General features: G+C 32.7%; 11 protein-coding genes and 1 pseudogene. 3 read left to right on the top strand and 9 right to left on the bottom strand.

Annotated elements, in window-relative coordinates:
* Positions 1-71 precede the first annotated feature (71 nt).
* The 5 genes and pseudogenes from RHP49_05385 to RHP49_05405 form a co-directional block, all read right to left on the bottom strand.
* Positions 72-779, bottom strand: coding sequence for a Bax inhibitor-1 family protein (locus RHP49_05385; GenBank protein WNH13687.1), 708 nt, complete (start codon positions 777-779; stop codon positions 72-74).
* A 101-nt stretch (positions 780-880) separates the two neighbouring features.
* Positions 881-1579 carry a zinc metallopeptidase gene (locus RHP49_05390; protein ID WNH13688.1) on the bottom strand — a complete coding sequence of 233 codons (699 nt, stop codon included), beginning with the start codon at positions 1577-1579 and terminating at the stop codon, positions 881-883.
* Positions 1580-1736: 157 nt separating this feature from the next.
* Positions 1737-2837 carry an alanine dehydrogenase gene (gene ald / locus RHP49_05395; GenBank protein WNH13689.1) on the bottom strand — a complete coding sequence of 367 codons (1101 nt, stop codon included), beginning with the start codon at positions 2835-2837 and terminating at the stop codon, positions 1737-1739.
* Between the two features lie 223 nt (positions 2838-3060).
* Complete coding sequence (locus RHP49_05400) at positions 3061-3312, bottom strand: SemiSWEET transporter (protein ID WNH13690.1); 252 nt, start codon at positions 3310-3312, stop codon at positions 3061-3063.
* Between the two features lie 282 nt (positions 3313-3594).
* A pseudogene (locus RHP49_05405) lies at positions 3595-6668 on the bottom strand (class I tRNA ligase family protein).
* A 145-nt stretch (positions 6669-6813) separates the two neighbouring features.
* Here RHP49_05405 and RHP49_05410 point away from each other — a divergent pair.
* The 3 genes from RHP49_05410 to RHP49_05420 all read left to right on the top strand — a co-directional run bounded on the left by RHP49_05410 (position 6814) and on the right by RHP49_05420 (position 9018).
* The gene (locus RHP49_05410) at positions 6814-7740 is read left to right on the top strand and encodes a DMT family transporter (GenBank protein ID WNH13691.1); all 927 of its coding nucleotides are present in this window, start codon (positions 6814-6816) and stop codon (positions 7738-7740) included.
* A gap of 72 nt (positions 7741-7812) precedes the next feature.
* Positions 7813-8691, top strand: coding sequence for a permease-like cell division protein FtsX (locus RHP49_05415; GenBank protein ID WNH13692.1), 879 nt, complete (start codon positions 7813-7815; stop codon positions 8689-8691).
* 72 nt (positions 8692-8763) lie between these two features.
* Positions 8764-9018, top strand: coding sequence for a DUF3098 domain-containing protein (locus tag RHP49_05420; protein ID WNH13693.1), 255 nt, complete (start codon positions 8764-8766; stop codon positions 9016-9018).
* Here the strand turns inward: RHP49_05420 and RHP49_05425 are convergent, their stop codons facing one another.
* From RHP49_05425 to RHP49_05440, 4 genes are all read right to left on the bottom strand, one after another.
* Positions 9019-10143 carry a glycerate kinase gene (locus tag RHP49_05425; protein ID WNH13694.1) on the bottom strand — a complete coding sequence of 375 codons (1125 nt, stop codon included), beginning with the start codon at positions 10141-10143 and terminating at the stop codon, positions 9019-9021.
* 11 nt (positions 10144-10154) lie between these two features.
* Entirely contained in the window at positions 10155-11801 is a 1647-nt protein-coding gene (locus tag RHP49_05430; protein WNH13695.1) for a sodium/solute symporter, read from the bottom strand.
* 88 nt (positions 11802-11889) lie between these two features.
* Positions 11890-13194, bottom strand: a complete 1305-nt coding sequence (locus RHP49_05435; GenBank protein ID WNH13696.1) for a trehalase family glycosidase — start codon at positions 13192-13194, stop codon at positions 11890-11892.
* A gap of 77 nt (positions 13195-13271) precedes the next feature.
* Positions 13272-15950 (bottom strand): TonB-dependent receptor, encoded by a 2679-nt coding sequence (locus RHP49_05440; GenBank protein ID WNH13697.1) that lies wholly within the window; start codon positions 15948-15950, stop codon positions 13272-13274.
* Positions 15951-16035: the final 85 nt, after the last annotated feature.

Below are 16035 nucleotides of genomic sequence, written 5' to 3' on the forward strand. Positions count from 1 at the left end.
TGGACTCGTAAAGAAACAAAAAGCCCTGAAAAACTTCAGAGCTTTTAACTTATATTTTATAGATTTTTAATTTAGTCTCTTGACATAAAGATGCGTAACACATACCAGAACAACAACATTAATGAAGCAAATAAACCTAATGCTGCTGGAATATATTCATCTTCAGAATATTTATTTACCAAATTTGAAGTTTGATATAAAATAGATCCTGCTGCTAAAGCACACATGCCAACTGAGAACCAAAGCCCCAAATTAAATCCAAATAATGTTCCAGCCAATATCAAACCAATTGCTATAAAAAATCCAACGGTTAAACCTGCTCTTAAAAATGAAAAATCTTTTTTAGTAACAAACACAATAGCAGACAAACCAGTAAATAAAGCCAACGTAACAATTGCAGCCTGATTTAAAATTTCAGTACCATCTTCCATATAATAGGCCGCAATATAAATTATAGGCACAAAAATAAATGCTTCAGCAAGTATATAAACGCCGTATGCTAAATATTGTGTATTCTTATCTGGTGTTTTTAAAGTCATTTTCTCTGCATAGTTAGTTACAAACATAAAGCCTCCTAACATAATTAACCAACGATAACCTTCAGTCATTGAAAGCATAAAATCAACAATAGTTTCACTTTGAAGTAATAAGTACTCAAAAAGAATAAAAACTAATACTCCACCAGCAACATGTGAATAAGTCTTTTTATAAAATGCCACACGATCTATATCTGATACTTGGCTTAATAACAATTTATCATTATTTTGAAACTGCTCCATAAAATTTCTATTTTAAAATATGGGTTTAAATTTATAAAAAAGAAACCGAATTTTTACTTAAAAAGTAAGAATTCGGTTTCTAAATCTATATTAAATAAAAATTAATCTCGTCCTCCTGCAAACACTCTAAAACCCCAATAAACTAAAGTTGCTAAAGAGCCAACTGCTGCCACTAAATAGGTTCTTGCTGCCCATTTAAGCGCATCTTCAGATCCTTTATACTCATCTTTAGATACCATATTTTTGTTTTTCAACCAAGCCAAAGCACGATGACTAGCATCATATTCAACTGGTAATGTAATAAAGCTAAACAAAGTTGCAAACCCCATCATAACCAAACCTGCAACAGCGACCCAATAACCTAATCCTAAGCCTGCTGCAGCACCTAACATAAGTCCTCCAAAAACAATCCAAGTAGACATTCCAGAAGTAACACTAACTATAGGCACTAAAGCAGATCGCATGGTTAACCATTGGTATGCTTTAGCATGTTGTACGGCATGTCCACATTCATGTGCAGCTACAGCTGCAGCCGCAGCATTACGTTGATTGTAAACTGCTTCACTTAAGTTTACTGTTTTATTTTTCGGGTTATAATGATCGGTTAAACGACCCGATGTAGAAACAACCTCAACATCCATAATACCATGATCTGATAACATTTTTTCAGCAATTTCAGCACCACTCATCCCATTATGTAAGTGTACTTTTGAATACTTAGCGAACTTACGTTTTAACGTACTACTCACTAACCAACTGATTAACGTAATACCTCCTAATAATATATAATATACTAACATTCTAAATCTTTTTAAAATTTTAATTCATAATAAAATAGAACAAAAATAACGCCAATTTTAATTTATTGATATTATGTCAGTAAATTAAAAAGTGAGGAGTCTAATTTATAGAATCCCCACTTTAAAAAACACTTAAAAGTTAACCAAAAAATTAATGTTATGCTTCAGCATATTCTAAATCGAATGCCTCAGCTATTTCTTTATAAACAATTTTACCATTAACAATATTCAATCCTTTTTCTAAAGACGGACTATGTTTACATGCTTCTTCCCAACCTTGATTGGCTAATTTAATAACATAAGGTAAAGTTACATTAGTTAATCCCATAGTGGAGGTATAAGGTACTGCTCCTGGCATATTGGCAACAGAATAATGCACCACCTCATCTACAATATACGTTGGATCTTGATGTGTTGTTGGTTTAGTGGTTTCAAAACAACCTCCTTGATCTACAGCTACATCAACCATTACGGTTCCTGGGCGCATGTCTTTAAGCATATCTCGGGTAATTAATTTTGGTGCTTTTGCTCCTTTTATCAATACACCACCAATAATTAAATCGGAGTCTACTATATGTTTTCTGATGTTATATTCACTAGAAAATTCACTAACAACGTTATTAGGCATCACATCACTTACGTAACGTAATTGCTTCATATTAATATCTAAAATATGTACACTAGCACCTAACCCTGATGCCATACGAGCAGCCTGAAGTCCTACAACGCCCGCTCCTAAAATCAACACTTTTGCTGGAGGCACACCTGGTATCCCACCTAATAAAATACCACGTCCCATAATGGGTTTCTCTAAAAATTTCGCACCTTGTTGAATTGACATTCTTCCTGCCACCTCAGACATTGGAATTAATAATGGTAAGGTACCATCCGCATCTTCAACCGTTTCATAAGCAATACATACCGCATTACTTTTTATCATAGCATATGTAAGAGGTTCGCTTGATGCAAAATGAAAATATGTAAAAACAACTTGATTTGACTTAATTAAATGATATTCTTCTTCAATAGGCTCTTTTACTTTAACAATCATATCGGCAACATCATAAACTGCTTCAATGGTGTCAAGAATAGTTGCTCCTGCTTCTGTATAATCTTCATCTAAAAAACCACTATTAAAACCTGCATTTTTTTGCACGTAAACTTCATGATTTCTTTTAGTAAGCTCAAACACTCCTGAAGGAGTCATACCTACTCTATTCTCGTTATTTTTTATTTCAATAGGAACTCCAATTTTCATAAGTAAGCGATATTATTTATTAAGTTAGTTTTAATTTTTATCAAAAATAAACGAATTGATTGATATTTGAAGTTTAAATTTTAATTTATTTAAATTATTATTATCAAATTTAACATTTTATTAGTAAATATATAATGTATACCGATTTACTAGACATATTACCGAGGATTCAATAATTGAATAAAAATGAATTAAGAATACTAAAAGAAAACGTACTGTATATCTAGTTCTTCTGATATTTTATTTTGAAGAAAAGCAATAAAAAGGAAGAAATAATGGTGATACTATTAGCAAAAATCATAGATGGACTTTCCTTTAAAACCCCATAAATTAACCACCCCAAAACACCAACAAAAAAAATAGCTAGCATGGGTAAAGACAGACCCGAAACGTCTTTGGTTTTCCAAGTTTTATAAACCTGAGGTAAAAAAGCTGCAGTTGTTAAAATAGCTGCGACAAATCCGATGATTTCCATATAATTTATGTGTTATTATTTAAATAAAAAATATTTGGACGTTACCACAAGGGTCGGGCTTTATTCGTTGGTTTATATTTTAAATTATTGAACTCATGAATATAAATATTTCACTACTCGCTTCCTCCTATCGTGGGTGAGCTCAAACAGACCGTTCAATCCCTAACGTGGGAACCAATAACCTTTGTCGTTTCGAACGAAGAGAGACATCACATAATCAAATACGGAATAAATTATGTGATGTCTCAATCGTACCTCTGTCTACATGACAAAACAATGTTATTAACCTACTATATTCACAATTTTACCAGGAACTACAATCACTTTTTTAGGTGTGCGTCCTTGTAATTGTTCTTGAGTTTTTTCGTGCGCTAAAACCGTTTTTTCAATATCATCTTTACTCATATCTAATGGTAATTCTAATGTGAAACGCATTTTCCCATTAAATGAAATTGGGTAGTTTTTACTGCTTTCTACTAAATGACTGGCATCAAATTCTGGAAATGGTGCCGTTGTAATAGACTCGTTATGGCCTAACTGATTCCATAATTCTTCAGCAATATGAGGTGCATACGGAGAAATTAAAACTAATAAAGGTTCCAAAATCTCTTTTGAAGTACATTTTTGAGCCGTTAACTCATTAACAGCAATCATAAAGGTTGACACCGACGTATTGAATGAGAAATTCTCAATATCTTCTTGTACTTTTTTAATGGTTTTATGAAGTGTTTTTAGAGCATCTTTTGATGCTGCTGCATCTGTAACTTTAAGCCCATTATCATCAGCATACAATTTCCACATTTTTTTAAGAAACGAATGCACCCCTGTAATACCAGCAGTATTCCAAGGTTTATATTGTTCTAAAGGCCCTAAGAACATTTCGTAAAGACGCAAACTGTCTGCGCCGTAATCTTTTACAATGTTATCTGGATTGACAACGTTGTATTTGGATTTAGACATTTTTTCGACTTCGCGAGACACTTTAAAAGTTTCGTTTTCTTCTGTAATAAACTCAGCATTTTTATATTCTTCTCTCCAGTTTTTAAACGCTTCAACATCTAATTCATTAGAAGCATTTACAAATGATACATCAGCATGTAGCTTTACAAACTGAAATTCAATTTTATCACGCATAAACTCAATTATCTCTTCATTTTTCATCGAGTTTAACGTATCAATTATTAAAGGGTCGTCACCAAATATTTGTTTCAGCTTTAATGAATGTAATACTGGTAATTCAGACATTAACCATTCCAATAAATCATCTTCAGCTTCTTTATCTATAAAACTCTCATCTAATTTAAAGTTACTATTGAAACTTTTAAATACTGGCTTATGCTTTATCGGATGCCAACGATTAAGACCTTTATCGTCAATTTTTAAATATGAAATCCTTCTATAAACAAAAGCACTAGTCCCCAAAATCATCCCTTGGTTAATCAGTTTTTTTGCAAACTCATCAACAGGAACAGCACCTTTATCAAACAAGAATTTTTGCCAAAAACGCGAGTACAATAAATGTCCTGTAGCATGCTCACTGCCGCCAATGTATAAATCGACATCTTTCCAATAGTTAAGCGCTTCTTTGCTCGCAAATACTTCAGTATTCGAAGCATCCATGTAACGATTAAAATACCATGAACTTCCTGCCCACCCTGGCATGGTGTTCAACTCTAATGGATGAATGGTTTCATTATCGATTAAATCATTTGAAACGACTTCATTCTTATTGGTGTCCCAAGCCCAAACAGTCGCATTTCCTAATGGCGGTTCACCGGTTTCGGTTGGTAAATATTTTTCTACTTCTGGTAATTTTATTGGTAAATTTGCAGCATCAATCATTTGTGGCATACCATCAACATAATACACAGGGAATGGTTCACCCCAATAACGCTGACGACTAAATACCGCATCGCGCAAGCGGTAATTTGTTTTTCCTTCACCTTGACCAATTTGCTCCAATTCGTAAATAGCACGTTTGGTTGCTTTTTTGTAATTCATTCCGTTAAGGAAATCACTATTACCAATAACGGTTTTATCTTTATCTGAAAACGCTGATTCTGAAATATCTACACCTTCAAAAATATTTATAATGGGAATGTTAAAATGTTTTGCAAAAGCATAATCTCGTTCATCTCCACAAGGCACCGACATGACTGCTCCTGTTCCGTAACCTGCTAAAACATAATCGCCAATCCATACTGGAATAGGTTCTTTTGTAAACGGATGTTCTGCATACGCACCTGTAAATGCTCCAGAAATGGTTTTTACATCGGCCATTCTATCGCGTTCGCTACGTTTTGCTGTAGCTAAAATATACGCATCAACCGCTTCTTTTTGTTCTGGTGTTGTTATCTGTGATACGAATTCGTGTTCTGGTGCCAACGTCATAAAACTAACACCAAAAATGGTGTCGGGTCTTGTTGTGAAAACGTCAATTTGGCGAGACCCTTCGACTGCGCTCAGGGTGTCATTAGAAATTACATTGAATGTTACACTTGCTCCAACCGATTTACCAATCCAGTTACGCTGACTTTCCTTTAAAGAATCTGTCCAATCTATGGTATCTAAACCTTGAAGTAACCGTTCGGCATAAGCAGAAATTCGCATACTCCATTGGGTCATTTTTTTCTTATTACAGAATGGCCACCACGTTCTGAAACACCATTAATTATTTCATCATTTGCCAAAACTGTTCCTAATGCAGGACACCAGTTTACCTCAGTTTCTGCTAAATAAGTTAAACGGTATTGCAGTAATATTTTTTCTTGTTTTTTTGAAGTAAAAGCATTCCAATCTTCAGCAGAAAAAGGGTCAATATCAGCATCACAAACCGCATTTACTTTTGCATTTCCTTCAGCTTCAAAAAGCTTTACTAACTCGGAAATATCTTCAGCTTTATCGCTATCATTATTATACCAAGAATTGAATAATTGAATAAAAATCCACTGCGTCCATTTATAATAACTAGGATCACTTGTACGAACCTCACGAGACCAATCGAATGAAAATCCAATTTGATCCAATTGACGGCGGTATGTTTTTATGTTTTCGGCAGTTGTAATCGCTGGGTGTTGCCCCGTTTGAATCGCATACTGTTCCGCAGGCAAACCAAAACTATCATAACCTTGTGGATGTAATACATTAAAACCTTGATGGCGTTTATAACGTGCATAAATATCAGACGCAATATACCCTAGCGGGTGACCAACATGTAATCCTGCACCACTTGGATACGGAAACATATCTAACACATAAAATTTTGGTTTATCACTTATATTTTCGGCTTTAAACGTTTGATTTGTTGCCCAATAATCTTGCCACTTTTTCTCGATTTTATTGAAATCGTATATCATCCTGTCTGTATCTACTTTTTAAAAGCGCAAATTTACGGTTTAAATAGAAACCAGTAAAGTGTTTACTTCTAATTAATCTATTCTATTAAATAATATGTCTTTAAAAAGCAATTTGTAATTTCGCCGCAAAATTAATTTCACGAATTTGATTAATAATACAACCAAAGCACATTTAGCTTTATTAGGCGCTAACACTATTTATGGCGCTAATTATATTATAGCCAAAGGTATTATGCCAGATAAAATTGGACCATCGGCATTTGTATTTATTAGACTTTCTTGCTGTGTCATCTTATTTTGGATTATAAAACTTCTATTTGTTAATGAGAAAGTAGAAAAAAAAGACCTCTTTAAACTTGCGCTTTGCGGATTATTTGGAGGTGCCTTAAACCAAATGCTGTTTTTTCATGGCATAAACTTAACATCGCCCATAGATGCCTCAATAATTCAAACTGCAACTCCTGTATTAGTTTTAATTTTTAGCATTATCATTTTAAAAGAACGGATTACAAAAAATAAAGTTATAGGAATTTCTTTGGCTGGGGTTGGCGCTATATTTTTAATTCTTTATGGAAACAAAGTACAGGGAACCAGTTCTTTTTTAGGCAATCTATTTGTATTTTTAAATGCTTGTAGCTATGGGTTATATCTCGTAATTGCTAAAACCTTAATGAAAAAATATAATGCTATTACCGTTATTAGCTGGATATTTTTATTTGGATTTCTTTACGCTTTCCCTTTTGGGGTTAATGATTTTTTAAGTACAGACTTTAAAGAATTTACAGTTAACACCTATTTAACTATAGCTTATGTCGTTTTATTTACAACATTTTTAGCGTACCTATTTAACATTTATGCGCTTAAACACTTAGCACCCTCTGTAACTAGTAGCTATGTTTATTTACAGCCAGTAGTTAGCTTTATCATGGTTAGTGCACTCGCATATATCTTTATGCAAGAGGAATATGCACAAGATATTAATCTTATAAAAATATTAAGTTGTGTTGTTGTTGCAAGTGGTGTTTATATAATAAGTAAACCAGAAAAAAAAATCAATTTAAAACAATATTGAAAGTTTAAGCGTTGTTATTTATACTGTATTAGAATACTTTGTTATTTTTACGTTATTAATCCAAGTTACTTTATGAGCTCATCATTTGAAAAACATCAAAAACGCAGACTTATTTCATCTTACTTTTCGGTCGTATTAAGTATTGCTTTGGTATTGTTTTTATTAGGATTACTAGGCATGCTCGTTTTAAATGCAAAAAAAGTATCCGATCATTTTAAGGAACAAGTTGTTCTTACTATATATTTAAAAGACTCGGCAAAAGAGGTTGAAACAAAACAGCTTGAAAAAAGTTTAGCCATGTCTGATTATGTAAAATCCACCGAATACATCTCAAAAGAGCAAGCAGCCGAATCAATGAAAGCTGAAAACGGCGAAGATTTTATGGATTTTGTAGGTTATAATCCCTTACAAAATTCTATCGACGTTCATTTAAAAGCTGACTTTGTAACTTCGGAACAACTTGAAAAAATTTCAACAGAAGCAACCTCTAAAAACTTCGTAGATGAAGTAGCTTATGATAACGACTTGGTTAATTTAATGAACGATAACGTTAAAAAAATAAGTTTCTGGGTACTGGTTATAAGCGGTATTTTCACCTTAATTGCTGTATTACTTATAAATAGTTCCATAAGATTGGCCGTTTACTCCAAACGATTTACCATAAAAACCATGCAAATGGTAGGCGCTACAAAACAATTTATTCGTCGCCCCTTTGTCTGGAAAAGTGTGCGTTTAGGTATTATTGGTGCTGTTTTAGCTTTAATAGGAATGGCTATTGTTTTATATTATTTAAACAAAACATTTACCGAATTAGAGTTACTAAGTAATCCCATATTAATAAGCATGTTGTTTGCTTTCATATTTGCTTTAGGCATTATCATTACTTGGATTAGCACCCATTTTGCTACCCAACGTTTTTTAAATTTAAAAACAGACGACCTTTATTATTAGATAATTTATAATAGCCTTAACGTAAGTTTTTAAATAAATCCGTTAATTTGCATCACTACTTTTAGATTAATCATGGGAGAAAAAAAACAAAAAGACGCTACAAAACCTGTTTTTGTATTCGGAAAGAAAAACTATAAATTCATGTTTATAGGCTTAGCATGTATTGCCTTAGGATTTATATTAATGTCTGGTGGAGGTAGTGACGATCCTAATGTTTTTAATCCTGAAATTTTTAGCTGGAGACGTATTCGTTTAGCTCCAATGCTAATTCTTACTGGTTTTGGTATTCAAGTGTATGCCATTTTACTTAATCCTGATAAAAAGTAATCAACTTAATGTATTAGCAAACTTTGCTGCCATTATTTTTACATAATCAAACCCATTCTGCATAGCATCATCTAAGTTTTTTGAATGTTTTAATACGGCATCAGAATAATCTATTCCAAATTTCTTAATACTATTTTTATCTAAATCTATAGCACCACAAAAAGTAGCAACTCTAATATTTTTAGCGTTCGCGGAAGCAATAACACCTTGAATCGTTTTTCCTAAAAAAGTTTGAGAATCTAATTTACCTTCACCAGTAATAATCCAATCGGCATCTTCTATATGTGCATCAAAATTGGCAAGATGCTTTACTAACTGAATCCCCGATTCTAAAGCACCATTTAAAAAAACTTTTGACGCTATTCCCATTCCTCCAGCTGCGCCTGCACCTTTAACTAATTGAGCTTCCACACCAAAAGTCTTTTTAATAATTTTAGAAAAATCTTTTAAGCCTTTATCTAGCATTTCGATGTCTATTTGCGATGCTCCTTTTTGAGCACCATACACATAGGCCGCACCATTTTCTCCGTATAAAGGATTTGTAACATCACAAGCCACTTGAAATTGAATGCTTTTTAGTTTAGGATGAACACCTGCAAAATCAATGGAAGTAATTTGAGACAGATTAGCCCCTATTGGTTTTATCTCTTCTCTGTTTTTATCTAAAAAACGATACCCTAAAGCAACTGCCATTCCAATACCGCAATCGTTAGTGGCACTTCCTCCAATACCCAAAATAATTTTTGTGGCACCTTTATTAATGGCATCTAAAATCATTTCCCCTGTCCCTAGAGTAGTTGCCTTTTTACAATCAAACTCATATGGCTCCAATAACTTGACACCAGAAGCTTCAGCCATTTCTATAAAGGCTGTTTTAGAATTTTCGGAATATAAATACGAGGCTTCAATGGGTTGAAAAAACGGATTGTTTACTTGAATCTTTACAATTGTTCCATTCAAATAATGATTCACCACATCAATAGTGCCATCACCACCATCAGCTAATGGCAACTTTAAAATAGTTGCATTTGGTAAAATAGTTTTAATACCAACCTCAACAGCATTACAAAATTGTAATCCTGTTAATGAGTTTTTAAATTTATCTGGGGCTATTACTATTTTCATTGATTGATATTTTAACTTAAAATAGATGGAAGAAAATAACTAAAAATTAATATAGCCACAAAAAACATGACAAGAATATAAACTTCTCTTATCATAAAGTCTGATTTTTTAATAGCTACATTAAAATTTGATATTCTTTTTATTTCTGTTTTACCCGTTAATGCACTGACAAGGTATGCTACAACTAAAGCTATTATTACACCCGTGAAATTAAGCCAAATCCAGAAAATATGAATTCCTAAGTCTATATGAAAAATCTCTTGAATAGTTTTTGAAAATATTAAATTAATAAGTACCGCTGAAATAATGCCTGCGTTCATTCCTATATGATTTACTTTTTTTGAAAAGAATGCTAAAAAGAAAGTAACCAAAACGGGACCATAAAACACAGAACCAATAGCATTAATAATCTCTATAACCGCACTTTTGCTTCCTCCAAAAAGAAAGGCACTAGTAATGCATACCAATCCCCAAAACACCACGGACCCTTTCGAAATAAACATGTATTTTTTTGTACTCAATTTTGTTTCTCCTCGGTTAAAGAAATCTTCAACCGTTACAGCAGATAAGGAATTAACCGTTGAACTTAAAGATGACATAGCCGCAGATAAAATACCAACCATTAAAATACCTATTAGACCGTGTGGTAAATATTTCATTATAAAAACAGGAACCATTAAATCTGCTTTAACTCCATGAGTAGCATACTCGTTAGGAAAGTATTTTTGAGTTGTGATGGCTATTTCTTCAAGAAAACCTGGTGCCGTTGTTATTAAACCACCAATAACCAATCCCATGATACAATAAATTAAAACGACAGGAAACCTTAAAAGACCGTTAGCCATTAAAAGGGTTCTAATTGTTTTTTCATTTTTAGCAGATAATAACCGTTGCGCTTGTGTTTGGTCGCAACCATAGTAGGATGCATAAAGAAAAAAGCCTCCTATAATCATTGGTAACAAACCATATTCATTTCCTTCTCCTATTCCTAAATTATAGTCTATAACTTGTAATCTTTCAGGAGAAAAACCTTCTGCTAAACCGCCATGTTCTTGTAAAAGACTCCATCCAAAATACAAGCAAATAATTAACCCTACAAATAAGATAATCATCTGTATGGCATCTCCCCAAACTACAGCTTTCATACCGCCTTGCCATGAATAAATAATAGTAATAACACTTATAATTAAAATAGTATATACAAAATCTATATCTAAAACAGCTTGTAAAATAATAGCAATAGTATAAACCATTACTCCAGTTCCTAAAGCACGACTAATTTGAAACACGATACTTAAAATTAACCGCGTAGAGGTGCTAAATCGTTTTTCTACAAACTCATAAATGCTAACGACTCCAGACCTAAATAATGGAGGAATAATCACTATCATTATAAAAATCATGGCAAGCGGAACAGCAAACTCAAAGGTTAACCATTTCATGCCTCCACCTAATTTTAAACCTACAAAAGCTGGCGCTGATATAAAACTTATGGCCGATAATTGTGTTGCCATTGTAGAGAGACTTAAAGGAAACCACCCCATGCTTTTACCTCCTAAAAAATAATCTTTAGAGTCTTTATTATCTTTAAAGAAAAAACCCATTCCTAAAAAGAAAATGATGTAAAATATTATTATACTATAATCTAGCCAATTCATAATCTATATATACGTTTTAATCTCTATTAATTAGTTTGCTTTCTAAATCGATTTTATTGAACTCGTTTAAACTTTTTTATTACTAAAATCAACTATTTAATAAATCAATTAATAAAGCTGCGCTCCATGAAAAATTATTCCCGCCATAACCTGCATTTCCATGTTCATGTATTTCTTTTCTTGAATCAAAATATTCGTAAAAACCATTTTTCTCAATAATACTAATAGTGTCTTGTTTTACGCGTTCTGCAATATCGTTATATCCATATTGTTTTAAACCATTATAAAGTATCCAGTTAAGATTAATCCACACAGGGCCTCTCCAATATTTTTTAGGACTAAATCGTTCGCTTGTTGGATCAAAAGAAGCACATAAATATTGATGTTCTCCACCAAATTTATCCAGCATAACTTTAACCATTGAAGCTGCTCTTTCCTTGTTAGGAATATTAGCAAACCATGGAGAAAATGATGATGAAGATATATATCTGATTGGTTTTTCATTTCGCAAATCATAATGAATATAAGCACCTAACTCTTCATCAAATAATTTATCGTTAAATGATTTAATACTTTTTGTTTGCCATTTTTGTAGTTGTGCAATTTTATCTTCATTATTTCCCATAAGCTTGTATAATGCTATCAAGCTTTCGTTAGACTTTATTAGCACAGAATTAAATAAAGGATCTTGCACTAAAAACGGAGATAATTCTGCTATTTTTTCATCGCTATAATTATTTTCCTTTGCTATTTCAATAATATACAAATAATGATCATATTCTCTTTTTGAAGGTCTTTCTGAAGCATCTACATGAGTTGTATCTCTTCTCTCAAAAGTATATTCTGGCGAATTCATAGTTTTCCATATATCATCCCAAATAGGTGAATTATCGGTTCCAGATTCCCAATTATGGTATATATATATTAAACCTTCATCTTGAGGATCTCTATTTTTATAAAAATATTCATGATTAAAATAAACCTTATCAATAACCGTTTCTATAAACTTTAAAGTTGCTTTTTTATCGCTACTAATTCTATATAAATTTTCTAAAACAAATCCCGTTACAGGAGGTTGTGTCATGCCAGTAGATTTATACTTTTTTGAAGCTTCAGGGTGTAAATTTGAACAATGAAAATCAGGCCCCGGAAAATAACTATCACTTTCGGTATGAAAAATGATATGTGGTATAAATCCATTTCCCCATTGCGCATCTAACAAGGTATTTATTTCGGCTTCGGCCTTTTGCATATCAAAATGCGCAAAACCTATGGCAATTAAACCAGAATCCCAAAACCATTGGAATGGGTATAAGTTTGCACAAGGAATACTAAAACGATCCTTCCAATTGTTATTAAGAACTTCTCTAGCTTTTTTTTGTAATTCTTTCATAGGTATCTATCTTACTAAAAAACTCATCACCTACACTTAGCAGTAAGTGATGAGTAATTAAACTAAATTAATATGGGTTAAAAGTTAAACGTTGCAGTTATAAAAAACCGTCTTGGCAAAATTGGTCTTCCAAAGAAGAACTCTGCATCACCAGCTTGATTAACGTTTCTTGGATCTCCTTCTGTTACACCTTCATCATCAAATAAGTTAAATATGGAAAATCCTAATCTTAAAGTATCATTACTGTCTTCATTATCTCCCATTTTAAACATATAACCAGCACCTAAACGTGCAATAGTTATTGCATCTAATTCAACAGTATTATTATCTGCTGCAAATTTGCTTCCTGTATGGTTAAACGAGAATAATGCATCAAACGCTCCAACATCATAATTTACACCTAAGCTCCCTAAAAAGTTTGGTTGTCTTGCTAACTCATTACCTTCGTTAACAGTTGATGATGTATTATTTGTTAAATCTGTAGAAACATTTTTAGTAATTTCATGATCTTGATACGTTGCTGTGCCTCTTAAACTAAAGTTATCTGCAAACGCCCAATCAAATGTTGTTTCTAAACCAATTGTTGATGTACTTTGTTCAGATCTTGTTAAATCTACTAAAGTACCACTTACAAAACCTTGGTCTATTTTTATTCTATCGCTCAACCCAACATAGTAAGCTGCTAAAGATCCTTTTAATTTTTCTGTTCCTACTTTTGCACCTGCTTCAAATTGAATAATCTGTTCAGAATCATATTTACTACCAGTTACACCAGTTGCTATAGGAGAGAACCCTCTAATTTGTGGAAAGAAGAACCCTTTAGAAAAGTTAGCATATAAGTTTACTTTCTCATTTAATTTATATAAACCTGCTAAAGATACTGCCCAATCTGTTGCACTAACATTTGCTCTGGTAAAACTCCCATCGGCAAAACGCACATTTGCTAATTCTGGTGTTAAACTATTATCTTCATAAACTTGACTTTCTACTATATTTCCATTACTAAAAGTCCCCTCAGTACTCTCAATTCTAAATCCTACATCAAAACGCCATTTATCAAAAACCATCTCATCAGTTAAATAAAATGCTGACTTATTTTGAGATAAAAATTTGTTTGAAGTCATTCCTATCCTATTATATAGTCCGCCTTGTGAAAAAGTAACATCATTTCCTCCTGCATCAACATAACTTAAGTTAACTAGTTTTGGATTATTATTGAATTCGGATAAAACACGGTATTGGTAATTTACATCTTCAGCTTCAGTACGAGCTAAAAACACACCTCCTGTAATATTATGTGTTCCGCTAGCTCCTTCTAAAGTTTTAGTTAAAGACGCCTCTCCAGAATAATCTGTCATAGGACGCAATCTATCTATATGTAAATTATCTATAACCAAATCATTCCCACTTATACCTGTAGACATTCCTTGGTATTGAGCTGTAAACCCCTGATTATCTGGCGCTAAATTAGTAACATATTCGTTTAATGTTATTGGGTTTGGACTAGCACCATTACCTCCTATATACAATGCAAAGTTGTGCTTATAATTTGCATATTTCACTTTAGATTTAAACACTAAATCACCAGAGAAGTTATAATTAAAATCTCCCATGATATAACCACCTTGTGTAAAAACACCGTCTTCTATAGGGCTTTCATAAACACCTCCTGGTGTTAAAAATGATGTATGGGCTAATTCACCCGACAACAACTGAGAAACATCCTTTCCATCATTACCAGTAAGTCTTGTTCTGCTGCCTCCGTCTAATGGTAATGGCATAAAAAACTGTGCTTTATCATTTATAAATTGACCATGAACTGTAAATGATCCATTTTCAAATTTCTTTTTAATATTGGCTCTAAACTGAACTCCTTTTGTTGGTAATCCTGTTTCTATTGGCCCCTCATCTTTTCTAACAAAACCTGTAAACGCATAGTATGTATTAGAATCTTCTCCACCTAATTTTCCACCTGTATAAAAGTCGGTTTTTAAACGTCCTTTATCTGCCCACTCAACATTAACAATATTTCCTGGGTTAGAATCTCCTGTTTTACTAGTATAATTAATAATACCTGCAACAGATCCTGCTCCATATAAAACGGCAGCACCACCACGAACAAATTCAACACCTTTAAAACCTATATCTGGTCTTGCATATACGTCATGTGCAGATGAATTTAAACCAAATGTGCTCATTAATGGCATACCATCATATTGCAATGGATTAAACACATATTGTCCTCCAGAAGGCAAACCTCTTACAAAAACGTTTGTAGCAGTTTCACCACCACCACCTTCAGCAGTAATACCTGGAATACTTCTAATAATATCGGCTTGACTATTTGCAGAAAGCTTGGTTATTTCTTTTTGCTTTATCGAACTAATAGACATTGGTGTTTCTTTTTGTGATCTAAACGTTGCAGATGCAGTTAAAACAACTTCATCTAAAGAATTCCCACCTTCTTGCATTACAATCTGTAAATTAATAGAACTTCCTTCAAGATTAATAGATTTCTCTTGAGTTAAATAACCTAAGTAAGTTATTTGTAAAGTTTGAGTTCCCGTGACACTGGTAGTAAAACTAAACTTTCCATCAAAATCTGATGTAGTTCCAGAGGCACTTTCTAAAATTAGGATATTAGCTCCTGTAATTGGAACACCTGACTTATCATTAATAGTTCCCGAAATTTCAGTTTGCGAAAACATTACTGAAATGCTAAAAAGGCATAATAGTGTTAAAATAGTTTTTTTCATTTTATTTAGAATTAGTTAAATTTAAGTCAAATATACAGTCGAATACATAATAAAAGTGCTAAAAAATTATGATATTTGCATGCAA

This window comes from Flavobacteriaceae bacterium HL-DH10, assembly GCA_031826515.1.
In the GTDB taxonomy this organism is placed as follows: Bacteria; Bacteroidota; Bacteroidia; order Flavobacteriales; family Flavobacteriaceae; genus Thalassobellus; species Thalassobellus suaedae.